General features: G+C 67.6%; 14 protein-coding genes and 3 tRNA genes. 6 read left to right on the forward strand and 11 right to left on the reverse strand.

Annotation, left to right across the window (positions count from 1 at the left end; genetic code table 11):
• Positions 1–1,290, reverse strand: a 1,290-nt coding sequence (locus tag V6M56_RS00400) for a class I tRNA ligase family protein (RefSeq protein ID WP_332680591.1), incomplete at its 3' end; no start/stop codon positions are given.
• Positions 1,291–1,432: 142 nt separating this feature from the next.
• Positions 1,433–1,912 (reverse strand): DNA starvation/stationary phase protection protein Dps, encoded by a 480-nt coding sequence (gene dps, locus V6M56_RS00405; protein WP_332680592.1) that lies wholly within the window; start codon positions 1,910–1,912, stop codon positions 1,433–1,435.
• A gap of 145 nt (positions 1,913–2,057) precedes the next feature.
• On the opposite strand from dps, the gene V6M56_RS00410 reads away from it, so the two are divergent.
• On the forward strand, positions 2,058–2,543 hold the full coding sequence (locus tag V6M56_RS00410; RefSeq protein ID WP_332680593.1) for a pyridoxamine 5'-phosphate oxidase family protein: 486 nt from the start codon (positions 2,058–2,060) through the stop codon (positions 2,541–2,543).
• Positions 2,544–2,561: 18 nt separating this feature from the next.
• Entirely contained in the window at positions 2,562–2,792 is a 231-nt protein-coding gene (locus V6M56_RS00415; protein WP_332680594.1) for a hypothetical protein, read from the forward strand.
• 140 nt (positions 2,793–2,932) lie between these two features.
• Here V6M56_RS00415 and V6M56_RS00420 read toward each other — a convergent pair whose 3' ends face one another.
• From V6M56_RS00420 to V6M56_RS00435, 4 genes are all read right to left on the reverse strand, one after another.
• A complete protein-coding gene (locus V6M56_RS00420) occupies positions 2,933–3,547 on the reverse strand; it encodes a PopZ family protein (protein WP_332680595.1) in 615 nt (204 codons plus the stop codon).
• A gap of 203 nt (positions 3,548–3,750) precedes the next feature.
• Positions 3,751–5,169 carry a TolC family outer membrane protein gene (locus V6M56_RS00425; RefSeq protein ID WP_332680596.1) on the reverse strand — a complete coding sequence of 473 codons (1,419 nt, stop codon included), beginning with the start codon at positions 5,167–5,169 and terminating at the stop codon, positions 3,751–3,753.
• Between the two features lie 238 nt (positions 5,170–5,407).
• Positions 5,408–6,049, reverse strand: coding sequence for a protein-L-isoaspartate O-methyltransferase family protein (locus V6M56_RS00430; protein ID WP_332680597.1), 642 nt, complete (start codon positions 6,047–6,049; stop codon positions 5,408–5,410).
• Between the two features lie 215 nt (positions 6,050–6,264).
• Positions 6,265–6,338: transfer RNA gene (locus tag V6M56_RS00435), tRNA-Cys, on the reverse strand.
• Between the two features lie 190 nt (positions 6,339–6,528).
• On the opposite strand from V6M56_RS00435, the gene V6M56_RS00440 reads away from it, so the two are divergent.
• Together V6M56_RS00440 and V6M56_RS00445 are read left to right on the forward strand one after the other, a co-directional pair.
• Positions 6,529–6,603: transfer RNA gene (locus tag V6M56_RS00440), tRNA-Asn, on the forward strand.
• 245 nt (positions 6,604–6,848) lie between these two features.
• Positions 6,849–7,133: a hypothetical protein gene (locus V6M56_RS00445; protein ID WP_332680598.1), complete on the forward strand. Its 285-nt coding sequence runs from the start codon at positions 6,849–6,851 to the stop codon at positions 7,131–7,133.
• Positions 7,134–7,323: 190 nt separating this feature from the next.
• Here the strand turns inward: V6M56_RS00445 and V6M56_RS00450 are convergent, their stop codons facing one another.
• The 5 genes from V6M56_RS00450 to V6M56_RS00470 all read right to left on the reverse strand — a co-directional run bounded on the left by V6M56_RS00450 (position 7,324) and on the right by V6M56_RS00470 (position 11,620).
• Positions 7,324–8,097, reverse strand: coding sequence for an HpcH/HpaI aldolase family protein (locus V6M56_RS00450; protein WP_332680599.1), 774 nt, complete (start codon positions 8,095–8,097; stop codon positions 7,324–7,326).
• A 377-nt stretch (positions 8,098–8,474) separates the two neighbouring features.
• Positions 8,475–8,828, reverse strand: a complete 354-nt coding sequence (locus V6M56_RS00455) for a hypothetical protein (RefSeq protein ID WP_332680600.1) — start codon at positions 8,826–8,828, stop codon at positions 8,475–8,477.
• 318 nt (positions 8,829–9,146) lie between these two features.
• A tRNA-Leu gene (locus tag V6M56_RS00460) sits at positions 9,147–9,233 on the reverse strand.
• A 123-nt stretch (positions 9,234–9,356) separates the two neighbouring features.
• Positions 9,357–9,998 carry a DUF1190 domain-containing protein gene (locus tag V6M56_RS00465; RefSeq protein WP_332680601.1) on the reverse strand — a complete coding sequence of 214 codons (642 nt, stop codon included), beginning with the start codon at positions 9,996–9,998 and terminating at the stop codon, positions 9,357–9,359.
• 41 nt (positions 9,999–10,039) lie between these two features.
• Positions 10,040–11,620 carry an AMP-binding protein gene (locus tag V6M56_RS00470; protein WP_332680602.1) on the reverse strand — a complete coding sequence of 527 codons (1,581 nt, stop codon included), beginning with the start codon at positions 11,618–11,620 and terminating at the stop codon, positions 10,040–10,042.
• A 205-nt stretch (positions 11,621–11,825) separates the two neighbouring features.
• On the opposite strand from V6M56_RS00470, the gene V6M56_RS00475 reads away from it, so the two are divergent.
• Positions 11,826–12,644: an LssY C-terminal domain-containing protein gene (locus tag V6M56_RS00475; protein WP_442881041.1), complete on the forward strand. Its 819-nt coding sequence runs from the start codon at positions 11,826–11,828 to the stop codon at positions 12,642–12,644.
• 312 nt (positions 12,645–12,956) lie between these two features.
• Positions 12,957–13,448, forward strand: coding sequence for a hypothetical protein (locus tag V6M56_RS00480; RefSeq protein WP_332680604.1), 492 nt, complete (start codon positions 12,957–12,959; stop codon positions 13,446–13,448).
• Positions 13,449–13,897: the final 449 nt, after the last annotated feature.

Raw genomic sequence — 13,897 nt, forward strand, 5'->3', positions numbered from 1 at the left:
CTTCGTGCGCCCGTCCTTGACCGCCTTGAGCGCGCGGTTGGCCAGCGGCTTGACGTCGACATACCACTGGTCGGTCAGCCAGGGCTCGATCACCACGTCCGAGCGGTCGCCATGCGGCACGGTATGCGTGCTCGGCTCGACCTTCCGCAGCAGTCCGCGCTCCGCCATCAGCCCGACCACCGCCTTGCGCGCCGCGAAACGGTCGAGCCCGTGCAGCGCCAGCGTCTCCGCCTCAGGCGCGGAACCGGCCAGGAACTCGGCATTGTCCTGAATCAGGATGCGAGCTTCGCCGTCCAGGATGTTGACGACATTGAGTCCGGCGCGCTTGCCGACATCGAAATCGTTGAAGTCGTGCGCCGGCGTGATCTTGACCGCGCCGGTGCCCTTCTCGGGGTCGGCATAGTCGTCGCCGAAGACCGGAATGACGCGGCCGACCAGCGGCAGCACGGCATTGCGGCCGATCAGCCCCTTGAGCTTCTCGTTCTCCGGATGAACCGCGACGCCGGTGTCGCCGAGCATCGTCTCGGGCCGCGTCGTCGCGACGGTGATGTAGGTCGCAGGGTTCTCGGCGTCGTAGGCCGCGCCCTCGATCGGATAGTCGAAATAGTAGAGATGGCCGTTCGGGTCCTTGCCCAGCGCCTTGTCGAGCTTGGCGGGCTCGAAAGCCTCCTCGCCGCCGCGCTGCCATTTGAACGTGCCGGTCTTCTCGACCTGCACGACCTCGAGATCCGAGATCGCGGTCTGGAACTTCGGGTCCCAGTTGACCAGGCGCTTGGCGCGGTAGATCAGCCCCTGCTTGTGCAGCGCGACGAAGACCTTGAGGACGGCGCCGCTCAGGCCCTCGTCCATGGTGAAGCGTTCGCGCGACCAGTCGCAGGAGGCCCCCAGCCGCCTGAGCTGGTTGAAGATCGTCCCGCCGGACTCCTCCTTCCACTTCCAGACCTCGGCGACGAAGGCTTCGCGGCCCATGGTCCGGCGGTCGCTGCGGTTCTCGGCCGCGAGCCTGCGCTCGACCACCATCTGCGTCGCGATGCCGGCATGGTCGGTGCCCGGCTGCCAGAGCACGTCCTTGCCGCGCAGCCGCTCGAAGCGGCAGAGCATGTCCTGCAGGGTGTTGTTGAGCGCGTGGCCCATATGCAGCGAGCCGGTGACGTTCGGCGGCGGGATCACGATGCAATAGGGCTCCGCACCCGGCGCAGCGCCGCGCCCGGCCCGGAAGGCATCGGCCTTCTCCCAGGCCTCGCTGATGCGCGCCTCGACGCTGGCCGGCTCGAATGTCTTGTCCATCATCGCTTTGCTCGAACGCGGAACGGCCGGGGAACCTGCCCCGGCCGTGAAAAAACGAAAGCCAAAAGGTCTGCGTCTTAAGAGCCCATGCAGGGGCGGCGCGTCAACGTTTTCGATGCGATGCCGCCCTGCGCCGGGCTCGCGCTCAGCTGGCCTGCGATTCCAGGAACCAGAGCGCCTTGTCGAGCATCCGCGAATAGGCGGTCAGCAGGTCGGCGGTGCCGGCATCGCCCGCCTCGTCGCTCTTGTCGATCGCCTCGCGCACGCTGTTGGCGGTCGCGGCATAGCGTTCGATCAGCGCCGCGAGATGGTCCTTCACCGCGACGATATCGGTCGGATAGGGTTTGAGGCCGGAGCCGGCGGCGACATCTTGCGTCGTGCCGAGCGCCGTTCCGCCGAGTTGCACCGCCCGCTCGGCCACGGTGTCGACATGCTTGTCGAGGTCCTTGCGGAAGCCGTCGAGCATCAGATGCACCCCGATGAAGCCCGGCCCCTTGAGATTCCAGTGGGCCTGCTTGGTGGCGAGCGCAAGATCGATTCCGTCCTGCAGTCTTTCATTCAGCAGGCCGATCACCTGGTTCTTGGCATTGGACGGCAGGTCGATGCGCGAAGCGGTTTTCTTCATGACGGGATCCTCGGGACAGGGGAAGCGGCGGACGCCTCTTGCAACGCGTGAAGGCGACACCCGTTCCGCTGCGGCGATCGGCGATACGCAAGGAACCCGCGCGCCTTCTGCCGGTTGGGAAGAGCAGACCAAGGAGGATCTTTCGATGACCCGCCAAACCGACCAGGATCATGTCTGGGATCTGATCGAGGAGATCGGCCCGTGCATGCTCGTCAGCCATGACGGCGCCGGCGACCAGCTCCGCGCCCGCCCGATGAGCGCCCATGCGCGGCGCGACGAGGACGCGATCTATTTCCTCACCGACCGCCGCTCCCACAAGGACGACGAGGTCGAGATCAACGAGAATGTCTGCCTGACCTTCGCCGACAACGCCTCCTACAAATATGTCTCGATCAGCGGCACGGCGAACCTGCTGGACGACCGCCCGCGCGTCGAGGAGCTCTGGTCGACCGCCGCCCGCGCCTTCTGGGAAAGCAAGGACGATCCCAATATCCGGGTCCTGCGGGTGCGGCCGGCGATCGCCGAGTTCTGGGACAGCCCCGGCAAGATCGTCACCAGCGTCAGGATGGTGGCCGCGGCGGTGACCGGCTCGCGGCCCGATCTCGGCGCCAGCCGCAAGGTCGTCCTCTGAACGCTCGGGAGCAAGGTCATGAGATTACTGGTGCATCTCGTCGGCGCCTGGGTCGCCGCCGAAGCGGCCTCGGGCCGCTATCCCCGTCCGATCTCGCTGGCGCTGGGCGTGCTGGTGTCGCGGCTCGGTCCGCCGACCGCGCTGATGGCGCTGACCGGCTACGCGATCCAGCGCCTGTATGAAGGCGGCGCCTTCGACGGCCTCCGGGGCCGCCCTGTCAGGCGGGCGCGGCCGGCCCGGCGGCGTTAGAGCCTGCTACTTTTACTCGGAACCACCGCCGTCATCCTGGACAAGCCGCGAAGCGGCGCAGCTCCGGGATCCATCGTAGGGCGCCGGAGCCCTATGATGGATCCCGGGCCGAGCTTCGCTCGCCCAGGATGACCGTGAATTCAGTTGCGGCCGCCGCGGGCGACGCGTTCGATCTCGGCGCGCACCAGCCGTTCGACCATGCCCGGCAGATTGTCGTCGAGCCAGGTCTTCAGCATCGGCTTGAGCATGTCCTTGACCAGGTCCTCCAGCGTGCGGGCATTGTTGCTCAGCACGGTGTTGGCCAGGGCGCCGAAGGCATTGTGGACGGCAGCCCCGGTCTGGTCGGAGATCAGCGTCGCCATGTCGAGCGGCGGCGGGGGCAGCGGAGCGCTCGGCGCCGCCTGCAAGGGCGGCGGCACGAACGCGATCGGCTGCGGCTCGGGCTGCACCGGTTCGGGCCGCACCGGGTCGGGTTCGGGCTCCGGCGCAGCGGCAGAGGGCTCGGCGAAGTCGATATCGTCGCTGGCCGCGATCGCTACCGCCTCGTCGACGCGGCTCGCTTCGGCACCGAGGTCGAGCACATCGTCCTCGGCGTCGGCAGCGGCCTCGGGAAGGGGCGCAGGCTCGGGCGCCGGTTCCGGCACGAGCGCGACGGGCTCGGCCTCGGGCGGCTTCTCGTCATCCGCGATGATCCGCCGGATGGAAGCGAGGATTTCCTCCATCGAGGGTTCATTGGGCTTGGGCTGCGCGCTCATGCTGAATCCGGACCGCTCGACCGCGGAACGCCCATGGAATCAGCGCGCTCCCGCATCATCATGAGTAGTTCACCGCCGGACCGGCACGCAAGGCGAGCGCCGGTCCGTTCACAGGAGAAATCCCGAGTGTTGCCGCCAGAACATGATCGCGCCGGCAAGCGCGATGCGACGCCTTGCCCCGCCCCTAAAGCGGGCGGCAGGCCTCAGCGTCCGTCCGGAACCTGCGTGCCCCAGAGCAGGCCCTTGACCTGGTCGTAATGCTTGCGGGCGTCATAGGGCTCGGTCTTCAGCCTCAGCGTCTGGGCCGAGAGCTTGCCGCTGGCGGAAAGAACCGAATAGGAGGCGACGACACGGTCGCGCTGCGCCGTCACCAGCGTCGAACGGGCGATCACCAGTTCCTGCTGGGCGTTGAGCACGTCGAGCGTGGTGCGCTGGCCGACCTTGGCCTCCTCGCGCACGCCGGCGAGCGCCGTCTCCGCCGCCTGGACCTGGGCCTGCGCCGCCACGATCTGCGCCTTGGCGGCTTCGAGCCCGCCCCAGGCCGAGACCACCGCGGCCCGCACCGAATCGCGCGAGGTGTCGACCTCGATGCGCCGCTGCCCGGCCGTCTCCTTGGCCTGGCGGGTGCGCGAATAGATCTGCCCGCCCTCGTAGATCGGGATCGTCAGCGTCGCGACCGCGCTGGCCGTGGTGCGATTGTCGCCGAAGAACTGGGTGTCATAGCGCTGCGCCACCGTGCCCCGCACGCCGAGCACCGGGTAGAGATCGGCCTCGGTAACCTTCACCTGCAGTTCGGCGGCATCGACGCCGTGCAGCGCCGCGATGATGGCGGGATGGCCGGCCAGCGCGATGTTGAGCGCGGCCGGCAGCGATTTCGGCAGCAGGTTCTCGACCGGGCGGCCGGGAGCGAGCTTCCTCGGCTCGGTGCCGACATTCTGGCGGAAGCGGGCGATCGAGGTCTTCAGGTTGGATTCGGCCAGGATCGCCTGCGACTGTGCCTGGGACAGGCGCGCCTCGGCCTGCGCCACGTCGGTCCGTGTCACCTCGCCGACTTGAAATCGGTCGCGCGTCTGGCGCAGCTGCTCCTCCAGCACCTCGACATTGTTGCGGTTGAGGTTGAGGATCGCCGTGTCGCGCAGCACGTTCATATAGGACGTCGCGGCGTCGAGCAGCACGTTCTGCTCGGTATTGAGCAGGGCGGCGCGGGCGCCGAGCACCTGCGATTCGGCCTGGCTCACCGAGCTGCGGGTCTTGCCGCCGTCGAAGATGTTCTGGTCGATCGTGATTCCGGCGCCGCGCGGAGCGAGCCGGGCGTTGCTCTGGGTGCGCGGAGAGCCGGGGCCCTGGGCGCCGGCGGGAAACGCGCTGTCGGAGATGCTGGCGCCGATATCGGCCGAGGCGTTGATTCGCGGCCGATAGCCGGAGAGCGCCTGCGGCACGTTCTCATTGGTGGCGCGCACGGCGGCGCGCTGGGCGTTCAGGGTCGGATTGGCCGAATAGGCGCGCGACAGCGCCGAATCCATGGTCTGCGCGAGAGCCGGCATACCAAGGCCCGCGCCGATGGCGCAGGCCAGCGCCAGGCGGCTCGCGGACTTCTTCCAGATTAGTATCGCTTCAGTCACCGGACGCCTCTTGTGCGGACTCTAGTCACGCCCAGGCATCGCCCCAGCCTCGGCATTCGTTTCAAATTTATAAGCGCGATCAGCGATATCGCCAACGCCGCACAGGGAACTCGCCACCTTCAATTCGGCAGTGCCGCAAAAATGCGACACCTGCCCCATCCTCGCCGCGCCGCGCCCAGGCGTGGCACGAAATTCGCTTAAAGCTCCATCACCCTCAAAAGACGAAGACCTCGCACTCTCAAAAGACGAAGGCCTCGGCCTTGCGGAACTCGCGCAGGGCCGGCGCTGCGGCGTCGAAGACCGGGCGGCCGGTGAGCGTGTCGCCGGCATGACGGTAGAGAATCACCCGGGCCGAGCGGCCGAGCCCTTCGATCGCGATCAGCCGCCCGCCGGGGGCGACATGGCCGAACAATGCCCGGGGCTGCGTCTCGCAGGCGCCGCCGACCAGGACGACGTCGAACTGCGCCTTGGCCGGCAGATCGGCGACCGCCTCGACCGCGGGCATGCCGTCCTGCGCGAAGGCGACGCGCGCCAGCGCCAGCGCCGCCTCGTCGGGCTCGCACAGGGTCGTCCTGGCGCCCATCGCGGCCATCAGTGCCGCGCCATAGCCCGAGCCGCCGCCATATTCGAGTGCGCGCTCGCCGGGCTTCAGTTCCAGCACCTGGATCATGCGGGCGGTCACCATCGGCGCCGGCAGGGCGCGCGTCGTGCCCGGCAGGGCCACCGGCTGGTCGATATAGGCAAGATGCGCGAGCGCGCCCGGCAGGAAGAGCTCGCGCGGGACACGATCGGCGGCGGCGAGCACGGCGCGGTCGGTCACGTCATAGGTGCGCAGCTGGCAATCCACCATCATGCGACGCAGATCCGCGAAGCTCGACATGCTCAAAATCTCCGAATGACGGCGCGGGGCCGGCAGCCGGGTTTTGGGCGACCCCGCCGCAAAAGGCAAGGCCGTGCCGGCAGGCGCATTGTGGGTATGCGACGGGCCGAAGGGCGCTTCGGCGGGGAAAGCCGGCCGCTTGCAGGAAAAATGGGGTGTCGAAGCGCAGCCTGGTCAGAGGCCGACTTCGTGTCGGCGCGCGGCGCGCGATTGTTTGGAGGCCTCGCCCGGAATCGAACCGGGGTGCAAGGATTTGCAGTCCTCTGCGTAACCACTCCGCCACGAGGCCATCCAGGGGATCACGCTGGCGTGAACTCCTTAGCGCCGCCTATAACCACATGGCGCGCCTCACCGCAACCGAAACCCGCATCGCGACCCTGCGCCGAGCACGGCCGGCGCCTCGTCCCGCTTTTGCCGGCATGTTGCATCGCAAAGGGCTTGCACCCGGCGGGCGTCGTCGCTATACGCGGCCCCATCGATCCCGGATAGCTCAGCGGTAGAGCAATCGACTGTTAATCGATTGGTCGCAGGTTCGAATCCTGCTCCGGGAGCCAGCATTTTCAAGGGCTTGGGCGCTGATCGCCCAGGCCCTTTTGCTTTGCGGATCCTGCACCGGTACGGCGAAGCCACCGGCGTAATGAATCTTGGCGCTTCCCGGGCGCCGAAGCGATGATACGCCGGCGAACCGCTCTGGTCCGCGCCTGGGTGGCAGGTGCCGCGCTGGAACGCTTTTCGCGCGCCGCTATGGCTGATCGAAGCCATGCGCTATCACCAAAGAGCAGGAATGGGAGGCCAGCAGGTGGCGTATACCGACGAGCTCGAGCCGCTCATCGCGCTCGAGCAGGAACTGCGCCGGAAGATCGCCCTGCGAATCGCGGAGGAGAGCGGCGCGCCCCTTGGCCCCTCGCCCTCCGAGGATCAGCTGGCGGCCGCGGACGAGGCGATCGCGTCCTGGGCTGAAGAAGGCGAGGACGAGCAGGACATGCGCGCCTTCCGCCCCGTCGGGCCGCTTCAGGCCCTGCTCGCCGATCATCGCACGATCTTCGAGCGGATCCTCGACATTCGCGACCGGAGGCTCTCGTGAAGGCCGCCGCTTCCCTCTATCGGCTCGGCCGGTCCTAGAGCATTTTTCGATCACCCTGCACCGTCATCCCGGCTGGAGCGAAGCGGAACGCCGGGATCCATCGTAGAGCGCAGTGCCCTTCGATGGATTCCGGAGCGGCGCCGCTTTGCGGCTTGTCCGGAATGACGATCCGGTCAGATCGAAGTTTGCTCTAAAACGAGCGAAGGCTCTGCAACGCGCCACTCAATCCGTTCTGGTAATGCGCGGCGTCGATGCCCTGAGCGATCACCGAATATCCGATCTCCCGCACGCGTTTCGACCAGCCGAGATCCCCGGCCATCAGGCCGGCCGCCTTCCCCTTCGCCCGGGCGCTGCGCCCGACATGCCGAAGCGCGGCATCGAAGTCCGGGTGGGCGAACTGCCCGGGAATCCCCATGAAGTTCGACAGGTCGAAATGCCCGACCCAGAGCACGTCGATTCCCGGCACCGCCGCGATGGCCTCCGCATTCTCGACGCCCTGCGGGCTCTCGATCTGCGCGATGATCACGGTGCGGGCGCTGGCCCTGGCGATCTTTTCAGCCGGATCGCCGGGCAGGTAATCGTCATGCGCGATGCCGAAGGCGGCGCCACGGTGTCCTGCCGGCGGATAATGAGCGCAGGAGGCGATCAGTCTCGCCTGCTCCACCGTGTTCACCATCGGCACCATGACGCCATGGGCGCCGATATCGAGGGCGCGGGCGATCAGGCTGTATTCCGTGGTCGGGACCCGGATGATCGGCGCGATCGAAAGCCCCCGGCAGGCGGCGCAGAGCATGCGCATCGTCTCGAAGCCGGTACCCGTATGCTCCATGTCGAGCAGGATGAACTCCGCCCCCGCCGCGGCGGCGATCGCGGGAAGGCCCGGCACGAAGAACTCCAGGGCCATGGTCCCGGCGACGAGATCCCCCGACTGGATACGCGCCTTCAGTTCGACCGGGCCGCTCATCTGATTCTCCTGCAATGATCTCGGTGCAGTTCAGCGCATGGCGAACCGGCCCGGCAATGCCGGCGCGGTGAGAGCTGCATTGCGTCAGGCGAGGCGCGCCAGGCCGCCAGGGCGCAACTCGGGCGTTGCGGCGGCAAACAGGCCGCAACAGATCGAAAACCGGGAGGGAAAGAACCACGGGAAGGAATGGGCTGGCGCGGACCGAGGCCCTTGTAGCGGCTGGCAATCCGGCTCGGGCAGAACCGCTGGCAACCTCAGCCGCAGCGTCAGGGCAAGGTCGCCAAGACCGCCGGGGCGTGCCCGATCATGTATTCGCGCATCTCGCGGACGCATGGCGCTGAAGGGCCGAAGCCATACGGCCCGGCCCTCCAGAGCAGTCAGGACTTCACATTACTGAGCGTGTTGGCGCAGGCCTTTGCCACCGCCGAATCGGGCTTCGTGCCCTCGATGATCGTCGCCCAGCCCCCCTTGGAGATGAAGTCTCCCTGCTGCCAGGAGCTGACCTCCTTCAGCTCGGCGAGCTTGCCCGCTGCATCGGGCTGATCATTGAAGTTTTCGACGCAGATCGGCGCCAGCGCTTCAACGACCGCATTCTCCGCTCTCAGTTTGGAATTCTTGTCAGCGGTGCCGGCGGTAACCCACCCGCCCCACGTAAAGCCAACCACTGCCAGCGCCACTGCGCCACATACCGCGCCCCAAATAGCGGGCTTCGTCTCGACCGGAATCTGCATCGGAGCCTCTTTCTTTGACCGGAAGAAAACACTCCCATGGGCGAAGCTAGCATTGGCAGACGGTCAGAAGTGAGAATTCGGGCCTTCCCGGTGAATGAGAACGAGGCCTATCCCGCCAGGCTTCGATCTCAACCGGTCGATCCTGCCGCTGGCCTCGGGCCATCGGCATCGAACCGGGACGCCTGAAACGCGCCGCTCCGCCAACCCCGTCGGCAGCGCGATACGACGTCACGCACGGCAGCGGGGACGACCTGGCGAGCGAGGGCAAGCCATTGGAAACCAATAACTTCCAGGGCTTCAACGGCTTGAATGCAAGGTTGGTGCGGACGGCGGGGATCGAACCCGCACACCATCTCTGGCGAGGCATTTTAAGTGCCTTGCGTCTACCAGTTTCGCCACGTCCGCGCGGCGACCACGGTTAGCCTTCCGCGAGGGCGGCTACAAGGGAGAGCGTTCACGGTTGTGCGCGGACCCGCGCCGCTCCGGGATGACGGCGCTTTTCCGAGCCGGGACAGAATGCCCTTGGCGTCAGCGCCGCCGGGCCGGCTTGTACCATTCGACCCCGTCGGGATCGACATAGAGCCCGGGCGCGACATCGGCGCCGATGCGCTTCTGCTCCATCGGCACGCGCACCGTGTCGTCGCGGTCGCCGCGGCGGACGTAAGGACCGCTCGCCTGCGTCTGGCCGCGCCCGCCACCGCCGCCGATGACCGCGCGGCGGCCGGCGACCTTGTCGTCGAGCGCTGCGACCTGGCGGGCCTGGAAGGCGATCTTCGCCGAGCCCTCGACGATCGGCAGCGCCTTGCCGGCGGCGCCCTCGCCGCTGACGCGGATGCCGACGAAGCGCGGCACATAGGTCGCAGCCCCGCCGCCGCGCGCCAGCGCGTCCCAGCCGCCCGTGGTCGAGACCTGCGCGCCGCAGCGCTTATGGGCCCGCTCGCACAGCGCCCGCGAAGCGTAGCGCGGCACCTTCTGCTCGAACTCGGCGCGGGCGTTGCGGTAGGCGAATTCGCATTGCTCGGCCGAGAGCTTGCCGGCCTCGATGCATTCGTCGCGGCGGACATAGGTCTGCCCCGCCGCCTGGGCCGCAAGATCGGCCGGCGCGAGCGCAAGCCCGAAGGCGAACAGAAAAGCCATCCGGACCATGGCGACAGGAAGAAACGGCAGCATGCGCCCTCCGAGATCATGCGCGAGATCATGCGAATCCGGCGTCACAGCAGCGGCCGCATCGTGATGGCGAGCTCCCGCGTCGCGCCATAGTCGATCTTGCCGTTGCCCAGGACCGGGATGACGCGGGTGACGAGGATCGCCTTCGGCATCCACAGTTCCGGAAAACCCTGCGCCCTCGCCTCGTCCTGCAGCGCCTTCTTCTCGGCATCCGGCTTTTCGGTGACCAGCACGAGCTGCTCGCCCTTGCGCGCATCCGGCAAGGCGACGACGACGTGATTATAGTCCGGCCACAGGCCCGCGACCATCGATTCGACCGCCGCCAGCGAGACCATCTCGCCGCCGAGCTTGGCAAAGCGCCGCGCCCTGCCCCGGATCGTGATGTAGCCGTCCTCGATCGCGACGATGTCGCCGGTATCGTGCCAGCCGCCCTCGGGCGGGGCGATGGCACCGGGCTGGTCGGCGAGGAGATAGCCGAGCATCACGTTGGGCCCCTTCACCATGAGCTTGCCGCCCTCATGGATGCCCTCGACCGGCTCGAGCCTGGCCGCGATCCCCGGCAGCAGCCGCCCGACGCTGCCCTCCTTCATCGCCACCGGCGTGTTGCAGGCGAGCACCGGCGAGCATTCGGTGCAGCCATAGCCTTCCAGGATGGTGGTGCCGTAGGGCTCCCAGAGCTTGCGCGTCTCCGGCTTCACCCGCTCGGCCCCGGCGACGACATAGCGCACGCTTCTCAGGTCGCCCTCGTCCGCAGCGCGCGCATATCCCTGCAAAAAAGTGTCGGTCGCGAACAGGAAGGTGCAGCCCATCTCGCCGATCAGCTTCGGCACCTGCTTGTAGTGCAGCGGGCTCGGATAGAGCACGACCTTCATGCCGTGCAGCAGCGGCATCAGCAGGCCCGCCGTCAGCCCGAAGGAATGGAAGGCCGGCAGCGGGTTCATGACGATGTCGCGCTCGCTGAGGAAGCCGGCCGCGAGCTGGAAGATCTGGCGGGCGTTCGAGACCAGATTGGCATGGCTCAGCACCACGCCCTTGGGCTTGCCCTCGGTGCCGGAGGTGAAGAGCACCACCGCCGGATCGTCCGGCCCGGCCGCATGGCGGCGGTGGACCAGCCCCGGCGCCAGCGCCGCCAGCGCGCCGAGTGCCTTGTCGAGGCTGGTCAGCTCCTTGCGGATGTCCTCGAGATAGATGACGCGCCTGCCCTGCGAGATCGCCGCGAGTTCGTCGTCGAGCTTGGCCTGGTCGATGAAGCGGCGCGCCGTGACGATGGTCGAGAGCGGCGCGATCTCGCAGGCCGCCTTCAGGTTCTTGGCGCCGGCGGTGAAATTGAGCAGCGCCGGCACGCGGCCGTAAGCCGAGAGCCCGAAGAAGGCGACCGCCATGCCCTGCACATTCGGCAGCAGCAGCCCGACCTTCTCGCCGGCTTGCGTCAGCGCAGCGAGCTTGCGGCCGAGCACAAATGCGCCGAGCACCAGCCGGCCATAGCTGATCGGCTGCCGCTCGGGGTCCTCCAGCGCGCCGCGGCCCTTGCCATGGCGCTCGACCGAAGCGAGCAGCGCGGAAAACAGCGTCATGCGCGCGCCCTGTGCATCGAAGGGCGCAGCCTCGAATTCCATGACGGCCATATCGGCTCAGCTCCCGCAGCATTCCCCAGCAGGGGCACCGTAGCGGGATGGGGCCTGCTTGCAATCGGCCACGGCCGCGCTTCGCCTCGGCGACCACCGATGCAGATCGACGATCGGGTTTTTTGCGCAGGATCGTTCGCTTCCCGGCTATGATCGAGCGGGCGACATCTCGAACTTGGACAGCGCTCCGCCCCGGTGCTCCCAGATGAATGAACCGGTCGATGGAAAACCGAGGCGGAAGAGGCGGCGGACCGCGAAGGTCCTGGCCGTGGTCGTCGCTGCCTATGTCGCGGTCAGCTATGTCGTTCTGCCGGCGTTCTGGACACGCAAGGAACATGACCCCGGGCTTTCGAAACGGGCCATGGTGACGGCGAACGCGCAGGGAATTCCGGGCGATCCGATCAATGTCGGCCTGATCGGCAGCCGCGAAGATCTCGTCCGCGCCTTTCAGGCGGCTGGCTGGTATCCTGCCGACCCGATCACGCTGCGCACGAGCCTGGAGATCATCGGCAGCGTCCTGCTCGACCGGCCCTACAAGAGCGCGCCGGTCAGCCCGCTTTTCTTCGAGGGCAGGCGCGAGGACCTGGCGTTCGAAAAGCCGGCAGGGGCAAGCGCCGATCGCCGGGAGCATGTCCGGCTCTGGCAGGTGCTTGCAAGCGGCGCCGATGCGCGCCCCGTCTGGCTCGGTTCCGCCACCTTCGACAGCGGCGTCACGCTCAGCCGCGACACCGGCCAGGTGACGCACCGCATCGCTCCCAATGTCGACCAGGAGCGCGAGAGCCTGATCGACGGGCTGAACAGCGCGCGCATGGTGAGCCGCATCTATCAGATGAACGGCATCGGCCCGACGCTGAACGGCCGCAATGGCGAGGGCGATCCGTACTACTCGGATGGCGAGATCTGGGTGGCCCGCCTCGTCGCCGCAGGACAACAGGCGGCCAAGCCTGCCGAAATCATGGCGCCACCGCCCTTGATCCAGTTGAAGGACACCGCGTTCTCCCTGGGGTCCCGGTTGCTGAATTGACGATGCTGCGGGTTGCGACGGCGGCACGCTCGGCTCTCCGGCTGCTGCCGCCTCGAGAGAAGCTCAGCCGCGCGGCGCATGGTTGCAATGCGCCGGGCGCGGCGGCCCGCAGCGGCCACCTTGGAAAGCGGCGTAAATCGCCCGAAATTCAACCGGTTCCGAACGTGATCGGCGCAATGCCGCGCAGCTTGCCAACAGGCGATTCAGCACGAGCCGATTTGCCCGTTGAGATCGCCGCACCTGCTCGCTATCTCCGGTGCCACAGAGCCGGGAACCGCCGCCTTGTCCGCCGATTTTCGTCGAACCGCCGTCGTGGCAGCCCTGGCTGCCGCCTCCTTCGCCGTCGCCGCTCCGGCGCAGGCGAACTTCCTCGAAAGGCTGTTCGGGGTCGCGCCGCGGCCGGTCCTGGCCCCGGAGAGCACGCCGCTGCACATGACGGTGCGCCCGAAGCACCGCAAGCCCGGCCAGCCGGCCGCCACGACCGGCAAGGACGAGCCGCCGATCCCGCGCGTCGCGCCGATGGAATATGCCAACGACCCGTTCTGGTATCTCAAGGACCCGACGCTGAAGAAGGGCGACATCGTCGTGCTGCAGGACCGCGTCGTGGTCTTCAACGGCGGCGAGCGCAGCTACAGCAATTTTCTCGGCTTCCAGGCGAGCCGCCTGCTCTCCGAGAGGGGCAAGAAGCAGCTCAAGCACCTGGTCTCGACGCCCAGGGACACGCGCGTGATCTGGGAGCCCGCCGAGATCATGAAGAGCGGCGGAGCCATGACGACGGTCGAGGTCTCCACGAGCACGCGCTGAGCGCCGGCGGCCCTCTCCTTTCGCCGGCGCTCTCCGTCAAGCTCGGGATTGACCGGCCATGCCCGGCTTGAACACACCCCTTCGATCGACGAGGCGCACGAATCGCGACGGAGAACCCCTCTCCTGGAAGGAGAGGGGCAGGGGTGAGGTGTTCGGGAGGGAGATCGTGAGCCTGAACCCGACCGCGCGGTGAGCCCTCGCGGAACTGGTCCAGCGGCCGACACCTCACCCTTCTCCGTCATTGCGAGCGAAGCGAAGCAATCCAGGGGCGCAAGATCACTTTTCTTGGCGAGCCCTCCTGGATTGCTTCGCTTCGCTCGCAATGACGGGAGGGCCGGCGGGGATAATTCGGCAATCGCTCCCCGCCGCCGGAACCTCGCTTATACTCCGCCTCGTCCTGTCCGACCGAGGGGGCTGTCGCGAGGCATCGTGCGGCCGGGCGGGAGAGC

The organism is Allobosea sp. (assembly GCF_036675845.1).
GTDB lineage: Bacteria > Pseudomonadota > Alphaproteobacteria > Rhizobiales > Beijerinckiaceae > Allobosea.